We start from the raw sequence: 15,878 nt of genomic DNA, 5'->3' as shown, positions 1-15,878 counted from the left end.
AAAACCAGCGTGGTAAGTGAGGAAACACGGGGATAAATCCCCTTGAGTCGCGTTTCATCCCCTCGATAAATCGTAGGGGTTCTCACGCTCCCACTATATTCTGATAGCAGAGAGTTCGAGCTGACGCAGAAGTACATATTCTGAATGTTTGCCGTCGTTACAACTGATTCCAACAGCCACAATCAAACCTTGTCGTACCAAGCACGAACTCACCACTCCACCAGTGTCATCGGATTGATCCGCAATGCTGAATAAATGTTCAAATATCTCTTGCTCTGTCATAAGAACCGCTCTCGAATTGGAATGCTTCTTATCATTATTAATTGAGAAAGAGAAAGCACAGCTTTATAGAATCTAGAATCTAGAATTTATATTATAGATTCTAGATTCTAGACTTTAATCGCAAGGTAATTTTTTGTTCGCTGAAAAAATCCAGATCAAATATAGATTTGAATCAATGATATTTAGAATTTCTGAGCCTTTTATTGATGATTTCACTAAAAGTAAGAAATAGAAGTAAGAAAAAAAATAATTACTCTGCTAAAAGGCTTGAATGATAAGGGGTTTGTCAGCCAATGCGTCGCAAGCCTGTTGAGAGGTCGTGGCTGTCACTCCTGATGCCAAGCTAGATAAAAGGCGGGATAAGTCAGAGTTTGAGTGCAATGCCAAATAATTTCGTAAGCCGTATGTGATAAATACTTTTTTAAAACAGTGATAACGGTAGGGTTACTTGGGGCTATTTTACCTAAAACAGATGCTGCTTTTATACGGGTATATTCATCTTTAGAATCACGAATTAACTCCTCTAATCCAGTTATAACGGTAGGGTTCCTTGGGGCTATTTTACCTAAAATATCTGCCGAGTTCCTACGAGTTAATTCATCTTTAGAATCATGAATTAACTCTAATAATGCAGCGATAACGGTAGGGTTAGCTGGGGCTATTTTACCTAAAACAGATGCTGCTTTTATACAGATATATTCATCTTTAGAATCACGAATTAACTTCTCTAATGCAGTGATAACGGTAGGGTTAGCTGGGGCTATTTTACCTAAAACAGATGCTGCTTTTATACAGGTATATTTATCTTTAGAATCACGAATTAACTTCTCTAATGCAGTGATAACGGTAGGGTTAGCTGGGGCTATTTTACCTAAACTCTCTGCCAATTTCCTACGAGTTAATTCATCTTTAGAATCATGAACTAACTCTAATAATGCAGCGATAACGGTAGGGTTAGCTGGGGCTATTTTACCTAAAACAGATGCTGCTTTTATACGGGTATATTCATCTTTAGAATTACGAATTAAGTCCTCTAATACAGTGATAGTAATAGGGTTGGTTGGGGCTATGTTACCTAAAATATCTGCCGAGTTCCTACGAGTTAATTCATCTTTAGAATTACGAATTAAGTCCTCTAATACAGTGATAGTAATAGGGTTGGCTGGGGCTATTTTACCTAAAATATCTGCCGAGTTTCTACGAGTTAATTCATCTTTGGAATTACGAATTAAGTCCTCTAATACAGTGATATAAGTGGGGTGACTTGAGGCTATTTTACCTAAAACAGATGCTGCTATTAGACGGATAAATTCAACTTTATAATCAAGAATTAACTCTAATAATATAGTGATATAAGTGGGGTGACTTGAGGCTATTTTACCTAAACTCTCTACCGCTTGAATACGGATAAAATCACCTTTAGAATTACGAATTAACTCTAATAATGCAGTGATAACAGTAGAGTTATCTGGCGCTATTTCACCTAAAATCTCTACCGCTTGAATACGGGTAAATTCATCTTTAGAATTACAAATCAACTCTAATAATGCAGTGATAACAGTAGAGTTATCTGGCGCTATTTCACCTAAAACCTTTGCCGCTTGAATATGGGTATATTCATCTTTAGAATTACGAATTAAATTTTCTAATACATTGATAATAATAGGATTGTTTGGAGCTATTTTAACTAAAATTTCTGCCGCTTGAATACGGTTAAATTCATATTTAGAATTACGAATTAAATTTTCTAATACATTGACAGCAGTAGGATGATTTGGGGCTATTTTAACTAAACTCTCTGTTGCCATCCGAAGGGCAACTTCATTTTTAAGATTACGAATTATCTCTAATAATACAGTGATAGCAGTAGGATGATTTGGGGCTATTTTACCTAAACTCTCTGCCGCTTTCCAAAGGGTATATTCATCTTGAGAATCATTAATTAACTCCTCTAATGCAGTGATAGCAGTAGGATGATTTGGGGCTATTTCACCTAAAATATCTACCGCTTTCCAAAGGGTTGATTTATTTTTAGAATCACGAATTAACTCCTCTAATGCAGTAATAGCAATAGGGTTATTTAGGGCTATTTCTTTTAGTATATCTGCCGCTTTCAAAAGGATATATTTATCTTGAGAATCACGAATTAACTCTAACAACACAGTGATAACGGTAGGGTTAGTTGGGGCTATTTCACCTAAAATAGCTGCCGCTTTCCAAAGGGTTGATTCATCTTGAGAATCACGAATTAACTCCTCTAATGCAGTGATAGCAATAGGATGATTTGGGGCTATTTTATCTAAAAAACCTACCTTTTCCAAAATATTGTATTCATCTTTATAATCATGAATTAACTCTAATAATAAAATGATAACGGTAGGGTTAGTTGGGGTTCTTTTACCTAAAATAGCTGCCGCTTTCCAAAGGGTTGGTTCATCTTGAGAATCACGAATTAACTCTAATAATTCAGCGATAACGGTAGGGTTATTTGGGGCTATTTCACCTAAAATAGCTGCCGCTTCCCAAAGGATAGATTTATCTTTAGAATTATGAATTAACTCTAATAATACAATGATAACTTTTTTGCGCTCCGTCTCTATCAGTACAACCCTAGCAATTTTTTCTATCTGTTGGTCAAATCTCTGCCAGTCCTGTTTTTGAATATCGAAATAACCAAAGCTCCATTTAACAATTTGCTTCACGATTGTGTCTGCCAAATTGCAATCTTTAAACTCGGCAATCCCAGCTGCGGCTAGAAAATAGGCTCGATATTCATAAAATCCCTTCCAGTTAGGAATTTGACTATGAGTATTGCACCCATCGTCAAACTCTACCAATGCTTTAATAAATTCTTCCTTCTGTTCCTCTTTTATATCCCCTCGCCCCAACCACAGCAAGATTACCTCTTTCCACTGTGGTTCAAATATGCGATAAGTTCCTTTTTCTGGGTTCTCAGGAACGTGATTTAGAAAATAGTTCCAATCTTTAACAGCTAATGCAGCAAAATATTCCTCAAAGGTGGCATGGTAAAAGGCATAAACTTTTTCTTTGCTGGGAGATTCAGCCGCAATTCCTACATGATTCAACCAACCGAGTTTTAATGCTTTGTAAAACAGCGAAGTTTCATCATCTGGATAGCCTAATTCTTCAATAATAAAAGTTTCTCGCAACCGGAACCGTGAACCCCCCTCGTTGATATCCCGTAGAGCTAAACGTCCCAATGATTGATTTAAATTTCTTTGCTCTTGGATGCTGGTGGGGAAACGGTTTTGTTTCCATTTGTAGAATTGTTGCACACACTGATGGTACAGTCCCGCCTTTGTCTCTGGTAAATCTCCCTCTTCACTTTGCCAAATACTAGACAACAGTGCCAAACGCAGAGGAGTTTGCACCATGTCCTGCAAACGCACTCGTTGAGATGAGTCTAATTCTGTCTTTAACCGTTCTCCTTTTTCAATCTCTTCCACAAACCAATTATCGATAAACTGATGCACCTGTTGGGGATAGTCAAAGTCAAGTAGGCGATAAGTTTCAAAACTTTCTAGTGCGTTACGATCTGCTTGCCAAACATTCAACCGACAGGTTAACACCAACCGCGATGAACGCGCTAGCCATCCAGTTAACTGACGAGCAATTTCTTCTAATGGTTGCTGAGACGCTTCCCCTCCAGATATTTCATCCACCCCATCCAATAGCAGCCAAACTCGCCCCTGCTGAATTTGGTTTGTAAAGTCATCCCGTATTTTTTGAGTCAACTGTGTTGGGGGAATTGCTTGCTCAAGCCAACTATTAGATATATATGTTTGAATATCCATTAAACTTCCATTTCGTCCCAAGTCTGCCAGAGATATCCAGACTGGTAAACCTAAGTCTTTCTCTAATACCCAAAAAGCGATCGCTTGCAGCAGCGTTGTCTTCCCTGCACCCGGTTCTCCAATTACTGCTATCTGCTTACCTTTAGTTTTACCTTCACCGCGTTCTAGAATTTGAGTTAAGAAAGCTTCATGCTCAAATCGCTGCTGGGTTTCATATTCCGGTTCATAAAGACGTGTTCCCTCCTCCGAGGAAAAGTCGTCATTTTCGCGTTTATCTGTTTTTGTCTTCTGCACCAGTGCTAGGGGAACATAAACCTGCTTTCTTTCTTTTTTGGCAGATTCATCTTGCATCAGAAGATTGCTGGTTATCCGGCGCTGCGGTTCTAGCATTGTGCTACATACTTCGCGCCAGTTGATGAGAGTAGCTGTTGTTTCAGGTGGCGGAGTCGTCGGTTTTACATCGATTAAGTCTGTTAGTTCTAAATCTAAGGCTTTGGCGATGGCGATTGCTATACCTTTACTAACACCTTCACCACTAAAAAAACGTTTAACAGTTCTTTCATCTACATTCGCTGCGATTGCAATTTCTTTATAAGTCAAACGTTTCGTGTCTTTTGCATTAGAAAGTTTTTTTATTCCCTGTTCATGGATTTGAACACTACTACGTTTCCGTGGTACCCCCATATTTGATGTGTTTGTACAGTTAAGAATATTTCTACTTTACAAGATTGGTTGATTTTATGAAGGTCAGAAAAGGCTAATTATCCATATCCCTATATTCTGTCCTTAAATGCCCCGATTTGCCCTAATATTCTGCCCCTAAATGTCCAGTGTCGTGCTTATTACTCCAGGTAACTTGATTTCATAACCAAAAAGGAGTGATAGCCATGACAAAGATTAACCAAAACCAACAGAACCTCACCCTGCAAGCGATAAAGGTAGCCCAAGGACTTAATGAGAAGTTACCGCAAGCTATCCCAGTAATTGGCTCTGGCAATGCTACATACCAAGTTGATATTACACCTGTATTGCTGCAAAACCCTTATAGTCCCTTTGCGATCTCCCTAAGTATTGCAATCGTAATTGGTGCGCTCGCTGGATTCATTAGAACTCTTAAATCTCGCTAATCTCAATATCCCACTTGTTCGCTCAAATCCAACATGGTCACACTTTATGACAGATGACGATTACAAGAATAAGCAAAGCCAACCTGGATGTTTCTCAAGCTCCCAAACTAGCTTGCTAACTCAAAATACAGAAAAAAACGATATGGACAATAAAGCTCAATCAATTATTTCTATTCAATCTCATGATGAGTCAGAATCTAGACCTAATGTAAATCCAGATACTCATACAGCATCAAGTATTACCTATGAGAAACCTTTACTTTTGAGATTTCGCCAGCAATGTAAGTTTTGGCAACCAATACTGGGAGCCATTGCAGCAATAGTCTCCTTATTAATTGCAGTATTCAAAATACTGCTCTAGCAAGACTGTACACCATTTGCTTTTTAATTAATTAAAACACAAAGGCGATCCAATGAGATCGCCTTATCCTATTGGTGTTGCGTTAGGTCGATGCGGATGAAGGGGTAGTATAGGTTCAATACAAGTAAGCTCAATACTAAAGTTTGACAATCTAGATCCAAACAAGAAAGAGATGTGATTAATATCACATCTCTAGGTGAGGGAAATACAATTTCTGTCAATATTTACGCTGCATCCGCTACAAGCAAACCGTTGACAGCAACAATGAAAAGCTGCGCCAATTCAGGAGTGTCACAACGGGGTCTTTCATTTGTATTACAAGGTTGTGCTACCCATTTACCATCAAGATTTTGGTAAAAAGTTCCCAGCAATTGGTAGCTATACCAAACTCGATATAGTTCTCCAAATACATCCATTACTGAATCAACTTCAATTTCTACCGTTCGTACATCAACTAGCTGGTCAATATAGTCCTCAAACTCTGATTCAATCAAAGTTTGGTTGTCAAATACTTCTTGTGTAATCATGTGAATGACCTCGTTATGGGGTTTCACAAAGGCGATCGCAGACTCTTCCCGGAGGGCGATCGCCTTTGCTTTTGATATTTATTAATCTACGTGACACGCACTATTGCGTCAAGCGTAGATTAATAACATTTTAAAGATTATTAATCTACAAAGCACGTAAAATGCGACAAGTAGAGAAATCAACGTTTAGCAACGACTAAACTAGGTATGTAGTTATCTGCCTATAGATAAAGTGATTTGCTGGAAATTAAATGAAGTGATGGCAAGAAAAAGACTTAAGAATAAAGACTTAGCCCAGATGCTAGGGATAACTGAGAATTCAGTTTACAGACTTCGCAAGGTTGACTCCATGCCCAGATTAGCCCCAGAGAGGTTAAACGGTATTTGTAAGGCATTAAATTGTCAACCAGGGGAGCTTTTGCAATACGAGCCAGATGATAACGATAGCAAGCTAGTCTCTGTAGTGGATTGAGCTTGAGCCAGTTCAAAAGGTTGATTGGCATCTAGAAATTTTCAATGCTAAAATGCAAGCAAATCAAAATGCAAGCCCCTACGGCGTTACCCGTGGGGGCTTTATTGCTATTAGTAATTGTCGGGAAGATTTTCATCAATTACTAAAGCCTTGCTATAGGAATAATTATTAATAAATATAGTCAACTAAAATTTTTAAATTTAGTCTTGACATTTCAAATACTTCTAAAGAAAATAGAATTAATCATAGGGTAAATAACCAAAAATGAACCCAGAGAAAAATTTAATTCAACCCAAGCCGGGGAGTTCCCCGGCTTTTTTTGTTATTAACAAAAACGTAGGCAATTATGTCAAATCTACTTCAACCTTGTCCGTCATAAATACTTGTGATAAATATTTATGACATCTAGATTAACCGAAAGTGATTTTTCTCTGTTTTGACAAGACTTTCGGATATTTTAACTCAAAAAATAATCCATCAAAAAGGGTAAATTCCGTGCCATTCAACATAGTAATTTGACATTTTAAAAATATAAAAGTATCAAGATTATCAATGATAAAACTAGCTAATATACATATAGCATTTGCCTAATGTGTGATTATTTTAAATAAAAACCAACCAATTAATACTGAATAATGAAAAACAAAAACAACCGAAGCAATCATGTTAGACAGCGTAAATTAAATGAAAAAAAACCAATTCGCAAGGGGGTTAAATCTATGCGAAATCAACCAGAAATCTATGACGAATTAAAAAAAATAGTTTCATTTAGTATCACCCCAACAGCTAACTCTGGTTTGGCTAAAATTAGTGAAAAATTGTGTATTTCTAAAAGCGAACTTATAGAAAGAATTGGTCGCAATTTGCTGACAATATCTAAGGTAAAAACTGATAATCAATCAGACACTACCTCCTCTTGACCTTCAAATTCAGTCACTTAGCTACTAAATCATAGCTAATTTTTTCTAATTTGATTTATTGACATATTTTGACTCAACTACTAATCCCTAATAAACCTTACACAGATTATGCTCAGGATTTATTTAAGACCTTCTATTTATTGTGTATTTCCAAATTATTTATTAAATAATTACCGAAATAAACGCTCTAAAGTCTTACAAATACAAGGTAGTAGCCTAGAAATAGTAATTACGTTTGTAAGGGTTTAATTCATTGGCTTCAACGCTAAAAACATGATTTACTAATAAATAAACAACAGAAAGTAATAATGCAAGATAAAATTTATGATTCTGAAAATGTCATTAGAGGTAAGCTTGAGGTTTTAAATAATAGCTCAATTAATTTTTCAAATCTTGTCGGAATCGTTGGAGGAATTTATTATGCAAGAATCTCTCAGTCTTCAAGAAGTGCTTGAGCTTTATGCTGAAAAGATTAGAACTGATTATAAAAAGGAGCAAGCAGAACGAATTCTCAACGAACTTCGTTCCGGCATCTTTCGTTTCCTCTTACCAGAATTTGGTTGGAAGAGAACAAGTTCAGGAAGAAAAATGACTAACGCCGACGCGACTTCGGCGTTAGAGTTTATGAACAATTTAGAAGTCAAGTTGTTGTTGAAAGCTCTTCAAGTTTTACAGCAGGCGTTTACTGTACAAAAAGTATCTACTGCAACACGAAATATTTATGGCAACCGTATCAACCAATTTTTAAAATGGAGTGAACAACAAGAGTGGTGGCCTAAACGCTCTGTGCATCTGAGCAAGATAAAAGACCAATGTTGTCCTGTCATAAAAAATCCTTACGGAGATACTTCCAACACTCCCCTAACTGAACGACGGCGGCAATATCCCAAATACACCCTCAAACCGCAATACACTCCTGCTCCGTTGCAGAAGAAATTGGATGAATTTTACAGATATTTGACTTCTCCAGAGTGGCCACTGCGAGTAGTTGAACCGATTTCAGAATCTTCGGCTGATGAATATGTCAAAGAGATACGGCTGATGCTTGGCTGGTGCTATCAATACCGCACACCATCGATAAACTTAGAGTCACTCTCGCTAACACATTTATTTCCTCTAATTAGCCAAGAAGATTTAGAGCATCTTAGTAGTAGAGAACAAGCCAAACTTTGGAAACAGCATAAACAAAGTCTCTCTACTTTGTTGTGTGATTATTTCCAGTTTTTGCGATCAACGCTCTTATCAAAGAGTCCGCAGACGATACGAAATAAGCTGACTGCGCTAGCAACACTGGGAAAATTTCTTTATCTTAGCGAAGTGGAAGAAGAATCAGATTACGCACAGATACCTCTGTTTAAATTGATTAACAATCAATTGGATAAAGTTCGCAAGGAAATCAGCGAGTGGACTCGAAATCGACAGTCGGTAGTGGATTTTGAAAAGAAGTGGCCGGACACTAAAGAAGGCGAAACAGCACTCTCTGTAATCAGAGCGAAGATTGTCGAACCCTTGCGGCAGGAATGCAGACCCCGAACCAGCCGTGGCATATTGCGACGGGGTTTTGTAATTGCCAAGAGTATTCAACATTACTTGAAATGGTCTTTTTTGGCAGACAGACCTGCAAGACGACAGCAAGAATATCGCACTTTAAAAATTGCTTTGAGTTGTCCTATTAATCGTCCAGAATCTGTGCCTGCTGATGGTTTGTATCATCCTCTGCCACAAAATGAGGTACGAGAAAAACGTTGGGACGGGACAATTAAGGATAACTATTTATACAAAACTTATGTGCATGAGAAAAAACACTATCCAGAAGGGGTGTGGGTCTTAGATGTCCAAAATTATAAAACTCGTAAATCGCACGCACCTCAATCAATCGTAGTTCCCAACCGTAAGTGTCCAGATGAAACTAGTTTTTATGATTACTTGGAACGCTATTTGTATGGCTGGTGGATGCCGGTGGGTTATAAGAATAAGTTGGTCTATGATTGGTGGCAACCAGAATTATTAGGTAAACCCGGACGCTGGGTTACTCATGGACGAGCAGAATTCAATCCTGGTGATGCTTGCTGCCTACCGACTAGTCAAAATTCTACTAAATGGTCTTGGGGTTATGTGTTTGTGGAACCAGATACTGGTGCGTATGCCGATGGGCCTTCTTTTGGCGGGTCGTTTCACACAACCTCACATCGATTGATAGGTAAGCGAATTACTCCGCATACGATGCGCTATATTTGGGCGACTTGGGCTTTTCAAGTCAGACTCAGTGATGCCGAATTGCGCTCGCTTGCCCATTATATGGGGCATACACTCGAAACCCTTCGCCAAATGTATGAACGCTCTACTCCAGAAGAAAAACGGCGGCCGATTGAGGAGGCAATCAATGAGTTATTGTTTGAGCAAACGCCAGAACCCGTGCTTCCACAAAAACAGGAAACACAGCAGAGTTTCCAAACTCTGTTAATAGAGTTGCAGAAGTTAAGCCCTGCTGAGCGAGAGCATCTATTGAATTTCCTTAGCAGTTAATACAAATTTGGCGCACATGGATCTGAAGATTAGTACTTTCAGTAGACCGAAAAGTTTGGCGATCGCCAAACTTTTCGTGAATCGTTGCATTACCCCTACCTACTCTTCCTGCTTTGACTATTAAGCCTCTCAAATGAAGTTGACGGTTTAGGCTCAAACAACCTCATATCAAAGGTTTAGCAGATTTGCTAAACCTAACTTTATAACGTGTTCCCATTCCTTTATATTTCGGCAAACCCTTTTCTATGAAAATAACACCTAAGTGCCTATCCATACAGTTATCAAGCAATCACACTGCTACTTGTACATTAGCCGGATCAGCATTTTTCACAGGTATAACCCCTGGTTGTAATACCCACTGTGCCATCGCTTGCAGTATTTCGGCTTTTTCTTTTGGTGATGCTGATTGAATTAATTGCGCGGCACTAATTTCACCCATTCCTAACCGCGTCATGGCAATTACTCTACAATTTTCTGGCAAGATATTAAGAATTGAAAAGTAATCACCTGCCTTAATATCTTGCTTTCCATTGAGAAAACGACTCAGAACACTGCTATCTACTCCAGCATTAGCAGCGATTTGCCTCGCAGTCATACCTTCTTCAATAGCCTTATTTACTACGTCTATTAGAATTTGCTGGTGATTTGTCATTGTGTTGCAGAAATGCAATTCTTAGACTAATATTTGCATTATAGCAAACTACTTTTTATCCACAATCGTAGTCTGCTGGTTGAGATTTAGTATATGCACTGAAAACAAGATTTCCCAACAATTTAAAGTTATTGCGGGAGATAACTCCTGCTTAATTATTATGATACCGAAACCAGACAAAGACTCCAACAATAAAGTTGGGGATAACTTCTACCGCTTTGAGAATTCTAATTTAACAATACTGTTATTAGCTCAAGTTACCTGCTCAGAATTCTCAATTACTTTGATTTTTGAAGAGGTGCAGCAATGACATCAAAGAAGAATGAGCAAAACCACCTTTCTGTCCCCTTTCACCGCTTAACCGAAGAAGAAGTTAGGCAATGGTATCAAGACAAGCTGATTGCAACAACTGGCTACATTCTGGCAATTAGAAAAATTAAAGCACCTCCAGGAAAACCCTTCGTTATCTCTAATGTTGTAAAGTTTTGCGAAGACTGGGGAATTGCTAGATCCGCCTTTTATCGAGCTGTTGACTATCTAAAAGACAAAGGTTACTTCACTTGGGAAGCTACGCACGGCATCATCTTGAGCGATTCTAAAAAAGTAATTTCTTTTCCTACAGAGAAAAACTGTCCCGCTTGTGGGACACAGTCCCACGAACGGGACAGTCAGTCCCACGAACGGGACAGTCAGTCCCACGAACGGGACAGTCAGTCCCACAAGCGGGACACAAAAAGCTCACAAAGCTTACAGTGTAACGATTCCAGCAATGCCCAGATATATTCAGATAAATCAGATATACAGACTCTCTCAGATTTAAAACAGCAGGAGAGAGAAAGTTTTGAAAAGTTTGTCAGGGAAGAATATAAAAAAACTGAGGGCAAGGAGATTAGAACTACTTTTGCTGCCTTTATGCGAGGTAATCATTTCCAAGAGTGGTATCAGAAATATCAAAATCGCCCAGAAACTCTACGGTCTACACAAAATGAAAAATGGACAAACCACCCTCAGCGCGATGAGTGGATTGAACAGATACACCACGGCAAACCGCGATTTATAGCTCAAGGTGGCCCAAAAGAGGAGCGAGAGACACGCCGCCAATTTGCAGAATGGGCTGAAGCTAACAACTTGGTGTGGGGGATGGAGACATGAAAAAAATTCCTCGCGCCCCCGTCCGCGCTGAAGATGAGCCGGGATATGAAAAAGAAATTTGGCAACCTAGTTGGCAGTGTTTCTGTTGTCACGATTCGGGAATAGTTCAACCGCACCTAGCACAACTAGTGATAGACGGTTACAATTACGACCAAGATAAATTTCCCCGTTGTCAAAATCCAGGGTGTAAGGCTGGTAGTCACTGGGATAATGAGAACGTTTCTAATTCTGTGGACTATCGTCTCAGCCCAGTAATCTGCAAGAAAATTGACAGCATCGAGCGTGAAGGCTGGCGACAAACTACACACCAAAAGTGTGCTAACCTCAAGACTTTATCTCAAAATTTGGCGATGCCAGGAAGTCAGGAGCGCACGGAGCAAGATAACCGCGAAGTCCAACAACGAAAAGCTGAAATTGAAGCGATAAGTCATGAACAGTGGATGGCCATGAGAAAGGGGTATTTAGGAGAAGAATCAGCATAAGTGTCACCACACGCCTATTTAAATGTAATTAAGCTACTGCACGCGCATAAACTTCTTCTAACAGAGAAACCAACTCGTCTACTTGAGACGAGGTAAATAATCCATCTGGTCCCTGCGGTGTAATGTCAGTAAATGGGGATTCATAAAGGAGTGCTGCATCCATAACCCCATGTTCAGTGAGGTAATTCACAATCATATTGGCAAACTCAATTTGATGAGAGTTCAGATTTTTACCTGATAGAAACTTATTTAGTTCCTGTTTGGCTACCTCACGTTCTAACCCCACTAAAGAGCGAACGAACAAACCCAAACCCTGTGACTCTTCTTTAGCGCGGACAATATCCTCCTCAGCACCCACACCACTCTGTGCCAGTATTGTTTCTAGCTCAGACAAGTCAGATGAAGTCAGTTGCTTGTTAGTTCGTAGTTTGAAAATAACTACATGATCCTGATGCGATCGCAAAAAAGCGCGTGCTTTAGCTCGAAACTTCTCAAAGTTATCCGATGATGTAAAACCAGGTAGCTCCACTACTATCTCATCCCCCATCTCATCCTCGAAGTTGGTATAGATGGGTTGGCGTTTCTGTTTCTCAATCAGCTTGACTAACCCTCGCAGACGTTTGCGTAGTACCTCTAGCATGGGCAATGTCACATCCTGCCACCACTCATCAGTCTGTACATCATGAATTAGAGGCAACTGTTCCTTTACTAATGGGATAGCTGATTTCTCCTCTAATAACCCAGCAAGTGACTTTACCTGTTCTCGCAAATGGTCAACGCTAGGTTGAGATCGCAATATCGCCAATTGTAATTTCAGCACCAAAATATCAAATCGCTTTATTTCTTCTGCTTCTGCTTCCAATTGGGAGGGCAAACCAGCTACTTCTTGACTCAGTGCGGCAAAATCTTCATCTGATAGCGATCGCCATGCTTGGGAATTGGCATATTTTTCTACGAATCGTCGCTTAGGACGCACCACGAAGTTTTCGCTATTCATGGCAGCAACTTCTGCGTGGAGTAGATTGGCTACTTGACGACGCAATTCAGCATGGGTTTTTGGTTCTGCACTGGTGGTTTGAGGTACTTTTACTGTATTATTGTCAACATTAACTCCTTTTTTATCTAACTCCGCGATTAACTCCAAGCGCGTGGTGAACAATTGCTTGCTCAAGGACTTACCTATTGGAGCATCAGTTGTCTCAGGGTTATGTCGGAAAAACTCCAGATTTTGGCAATAGTCGAACAGATAGAAAAACTGTTTATCTTGCCCTGGGCCAAATAAATCTGGATAGCGACGAGTTCCTCGTCCTACCATCTGCCAGAACTTGGTTTTCGAGCGTACAAGTTTGAACATCACCAGATTAACTATTTCTGGGACATCAATCCCAGTGTCGAGCATATCCACTGAGATAGCGATATGAGGTTCCTTATCCTTCTTAGAAAAGTTATCAATTAGCGTTTGGGCGTATTTGGTTTGGAAGGTAATAACACGGGCAAACTCACCTTTAAAGTGCGGGTAGTTGATATTAAAACGGTCAGCGATGAAATTGGCATGGTCTTGATTCTTAGCAAAGATTATAGTTTTACCCAGGCGATCGCCACCAGCAACTTTCAACCCCCTGGTCATGAGATGGGCTAGTACCTTGTCTACAGTATCTTGATTAAATAGCCACTTGTTAACTGCTTCTGCTTCTACGCGCTTAGGTGAATTGCTTTCCTCATCCCATTCCAGCGCATCCCACTCTTCTCTTTCTGCTTCTGAGAGTTCATCATAATTAATCCCCTGGCGTTGGAACTTCAGGGGTACTGATACAGCTTGAGATGGTACGAGAAAGCCATCCTTGACGGCATCTTCCAAATCGTAAGCATCGGTAGGTACACCGTTTTCTAGGTCAAATAATCCGTAGGTATTGCGGTCTATTTCATCCTTGGGTGTGGCGGTTAGCCCCAGCAAGAGAGAATCAAAGTAGTTGAAGATGGTACGATATTTTTGAAAGACCGAGCGATGGGCTTCATCAATGATGATGAGGTCAAAATGCCCTGCGCCAAAACGACACTGACCGTCTTTAGTCTCATCAATCAGCCCCATCATAGTGGGATAGGTGCAAGCAAACACTCGTCCTTCGGTATCTTTCTCTGTGACTAAGTTTACCGGGGCGGCATCAGGGAGGTGTTTCTTAAATACATTGATGGCCTGATTGACCAAAGCAACACGGTCGGCTAGAAATAGTGCGCGTTTCACCCAGTTACAACGCATCATCATCTCTACCAAAGCGATCGCAGTCCTGGTTTTACCTGCACCAGTCGCCATAACTATCAAAGCTTTACGGTCTTTATCAGTCTCGAAGGCTTCTGTAACGCGACGAATAGCACGAGTTTGGTAATAGCGTTCGGCAATGCTAGGCTTAATCGTAGCTTCTGCTAAAGACTTGCGAGTAGTCCGACGCTGTACCAGCAGTTCCAACTCAGTTTTTTTGTAAAATCCTTGTACCTGTCGGGGTGGGTAATTGGTATCATCCCACAGCCAATGCTCGTAACCGTTGGTGTAGAAGATGATGGGACGCTGATTAAATTGGGCTTCTAGACAATCAGCATAGAGTTTAGCCTGTTGCTGCCCAATGCGGGGGTCGTTGCGGGTACGTTTGGCTTCCACAATTCCCAGAGGTTTACCATCGTCACCCCAGAGGACGTAATCGACAAAGCCTTTACCTTGGGTATTGGGCATCCCTTTAACTGCATATTCCCGGTCACGGGGTTGGTCGAGTGTCCAGCCAGCTTCTTTCAGCAACAGGTCGATAAAGATATCACGGGTTTGGGCTTCAGTATAGTCGTGGGTATCTGGCTGGCTGGTGCTGGCTTGCTTGACTGCTGCTATCTCGGCTCGTAATCGCTTCAGTTCTTCGTCTAGGGCGTTTTTGTCTGCTAGAAGTGTGGAGAGTTTTTCATCGCGATCGCGTAATTGGGTTTCTAGCTTTTGGAGTTGCTCTATAGTTTGTTTAGGAACTGGTGCAGTTTTGGGCAGTGCATCAGGATTAAATGTCAGCCCCGGTTGTGGTTTAGTGCTGCGTCCGTAGGTGTGTCCTAACCAGTAAGCGACGTGAAACAATTCCCGGACTGCATCGATGGCATCGTTGACGAGTACAGGTTTGGCACTGTGGACTGCTTGATTTCCAAATCTGATGATGATTTTTGCTTTATTAAATACTGCCTCACCCACTAAGTTCTTAAAAGTCGGTTCATGAATCAAAGCACTCAAATTGTCTTGATAAGGTAGTTTGAGGGAATTATCGTATTTATATAACCAGTTTACGGTTAGCTCCAAGGTGCGACGTGCATAAAAGCAAGCAGTGCGGGGGTCGGAATATACTGCACTAAAAGCTTTATTGGCAGATTCAAAAACTGTGGGGAATTCGGCTTGGAGAAATGTAAACTGGCTCATTCAGTTAATCAAGCTGTTGTCAATTAAGTTACATTATATTCAGTATATACTTTGATTTCAAGCTAAAATGCCACGGGATGTTTATCCCGCAACAAGAGCATAGCGAGATCGCTTCGCGGGTGA

At 40.1% G+C, this 15,878-nt stretch carries 13 protein-coding genes; 8 read left to right on the top strand and 5 right to left on the bottom strand.

Annotation, left to right across the window (positions count from 1 at the left end; genetic code table 11):
* Positions 1-608: 608 nt before the first annotated feature.
* The gene (locus tag H6G14_RS26325) at positions 609-4,781 is read right to left on the bottom strand and encodes a HEAT repeat domain-containing protein (RefSeq protein WP_190571071.1); all 4,173 of its coding nucleotides are present in this window, start codon (positions 4,779-4,781) and stop codon (positions 609-611) included.
* A 203-nt stretch (positions 4,782-4,984) separates the two neighbouring features.
* On the opposite strand from H6G14_RS26325, the gene H6G14_RS26320 reads away from it, so the two are divergent.
* Positions 4,985-5,224, top strand: a complete 240-nt coding sequence (locus H6G14_RS26320) for a hypothetical protein (RefSeq protein WP_190571069.1) — start codon at positions 4,985-4,987, stop codon at positions 5,222-5,224.
* A 142-nt stretch (positions 5,225-5,366) separates the two neighbouring features.
* Entirely contained in the window at positions 5,367-5,585 is a 219-nt protein-coding gene (locus H6G14_RS26315; RefSeq protein ID WP_190571067.1) for a hypothetical protein, read from the top strand.
* 224 nt (positions 5,586-5,809) lie between these two features.
* Here H6G14_RS26315 and H6G14_RS26310 read toward each other — a convergent pair whose 3' ends face one another.
* Positions 5,810-6,112, bottom strand: coding sequence for a hypothetical protein (locus tag H6G14_RS26310; RefSeq protein WP_190571065.1), 303 nt, complete (start codon positions 6,110-6,112; stop codon positions 5,810-5,812).
* 232 nt (positions 6,113-6,344) lie between these two features.
* Here H6G14_RS26310 and H6G14_RS26305 point away from each other — a divergent pair, with 232 nt between their 5' ends.
* The 4 genes from H6G14_RS26305 (at position 6,345) to H6G14_RS26290 (ending at position 10,030) form a co-directional block, all read left to right on the top strand.
* Positions 6,345-6,584 (top strand): helix-turn-helix domain-containing protein, encoded by a 240-nt coding sequence (locus H6G14_RS26305; protein WP_338421220.1) that lies wholly within the window; start codon positions 6,345-6,347, stop codon positions 6,582-6,584.
* Positions 6,585-7,219: 635 nt separating this feature from the next.
* Positions 7,220-7,504 carry a hypothetical protein gene (locus H6G14_RS26300; protein WP_190571063.1) on the top strand — a complete coding sequence of 95 codons (285 nt, stop codon included), beginning with the start codon at positions 7,220-7,222 and terminating at the stop codon, positions 7,502-7,504.
* Positions 7,505-7,812: 308 nt separating this feature from the next.
* Entirely contained in the window at positions 7,813-7,959 is a 147-nt protein-coding gene (locus H6G14_RS26295; RefSeq protein ID WP_190571061.1) for a hypothetical protein, read from the top strand.
* A complete protein-coding gene (locus H6G14_RS26290) occupies positions 7,925-10,030 on the top strand; it encodes a hypothetical protein (protein ID WP_190571059.1) in 2,106 nt (701 codons plus the stop codon). Before H6G14_RS26295 ends, H6G14_RS26290 begins: the two co-directional genes overlap by 35 nt.
* Here the strand turns inward: H6G14_RS26290 and H6G14_RS26285 are convergent.
* Both H6G14_RS26285 and H6G14_RS26280 read right to left on the bottom strand, forming a co-directional pair.
* A complete protein-coding gene (locus H6G14_RS26285; protein WP_190571057.1) occupies positions 10,020-10,187 on the bottom strand; it encodes a hypothetical protein in 168 nt (55 codons plus the stop codon). The genes H6G14_RS26290 and H6G14_RS26285 overlap by 11 nt on opposite strands.
* 132 nt (positions 10,188-10,319) lie before the next feature.
* Positions 10,320-10,682, bottom strand: coding sequence for a helix-turn-helix domain-containing protein (locus H6G14_RS26280; RefSeq protein ID WP_190571055.1), 363 nt, complete (start codon positions 10,680-10,682; stop codon positions 10,320-10,322).
* Between the two features lie 306 nt (positions 10,683-10,988).
* On the opposite strand from H6G14_RS26280, the gene H6G14_RS26275 reads away from it, so the two are divergent.
* Entirely contained in the window at positions 10,989-11,834 is an 846-nt protein-coding gene (locus H6G14_RS26275) for a hypothetical protein (protein ID WP_190571053.1), read from the top strand.
* A complete protein-coding gene (locus H6G14_RS26270) occupies positions 11,831-12,316 on the top strand; it encodes a hypothetical protein (protein ID WP_190571051.1) in 486 nt (161 codons plus the stop codon). The genes H6G14_RS26275 and H6G14_RS26270 overlap by 4 nt, the downstream gene beginning before the upstream one ends.
* 28 nt (positions 12,317-12,344) lie before the next feature.
* On the opposite strand, the gene H6G14_RS26265 is transcribed toward H6G14_RS26270, so the two are convergent.
* Positions 12,345-15,755 (bottom strand): DEAD/DEAH box helicase family protein, encoded by a 3,411-nt coding sequence (locus H6G14_RS26265; protein WP_190571049.1) that lies wholly within the window; start codon positions 15,753-15,755, stop codon positions 12,345-12,347.
* Positions 15,756-15,878: the final 123 nt, after the last annotated feature.

The sequence above is a fragment of the Nostoc parmelioides FACHB-3921 genome (genome assembly GCF_014696625.1).
Lineage (GTDB): Bacteria > Cyanobacteriota > Cyanobacteriia > Cyanobacteriales > Nostocaceae > Trichormus > Trichormus parmelioides.
The sequence above is the reverse complement of the archived record's forward strand: the minus strand, read 5'-3'. Positions and strand labels throughout refer to the sequence as shown.

Coding starts and splice junctions, on each gene's coding strand:
- H6G14_RS26300 (WP_190571063.1), top strand. CDS start 7,220: ATGAAAAACAAAAACAACCGAAGCAATCATGTTAGACAGCGTAAATTA.
- H6G14_RS26270 (WP_190571051.1), top strand. CDS start 11,831: ATGAAAAAAATTCCTCGCGCCCCCGTCCGCGCTGAAGATGAGCCGGGA.
- H6G14_RS26325 (WP_190571071.1), bottom strand. CDS start 4,781: ATGGGGGTACCACGGAAACGTAGTAGTGTTCAAATCCATGAACAGGGA.
- H6G14_RS26295 (WP_190571061.1), top strand. CDS start 7,813: ATGCAAGATAAAATTTATGATTCTGAAAATGTCATTAGAGGTAAGCTT.
- H6G14_RS26320 (WP_190571069.1), top strand. CDS start 4,985: ATGACAAAGATTAACCAAAACCAACAGAACCTCACCCTGCAAGCGATA.
- H6G14_RS26275 (WP_190571053.1), top strand. CDS start 10,989: ATGACATCAAAGAAGAATGAGCAAAACCACCTTTCTGTCCCCTTTCAC.
- H6G14_RS26280 (WP_190571055.1), bottom strand. CDS start 10,682: ATGACAAATCACCAGCAAATTCTAATAGACGTAGTAAATAAGGCTATT.
- H6G14_RS26265 (WP_190571049.1), bottom strand. CDS start 15,755: ATGAGCCAGTTTACATTTCTCCAAGCCGAATTCCCCACAGTTTTTGAA.
- H6G14_RS26310 (WP_190571065.1), bottom strand. CDS start 6,112: ATGATTACACAAGAAGTATTTGACAACCAAACTTTGATTGAATCAGAG.
- H6G14_RS26315 (WP_190571067.1), top strand. CDS start 5,367: ATGGACAATAAAGCTCAATCAATTATTTCTATTCAATCTCATGATGAG.
- H6G14_RS26290 (WP_190571059.1), top strand. CDS start 7,925: ATGCAAGAATCTCTCAGTCTTCAAGAAGTGCTTGAGCTTTATGCTGAA.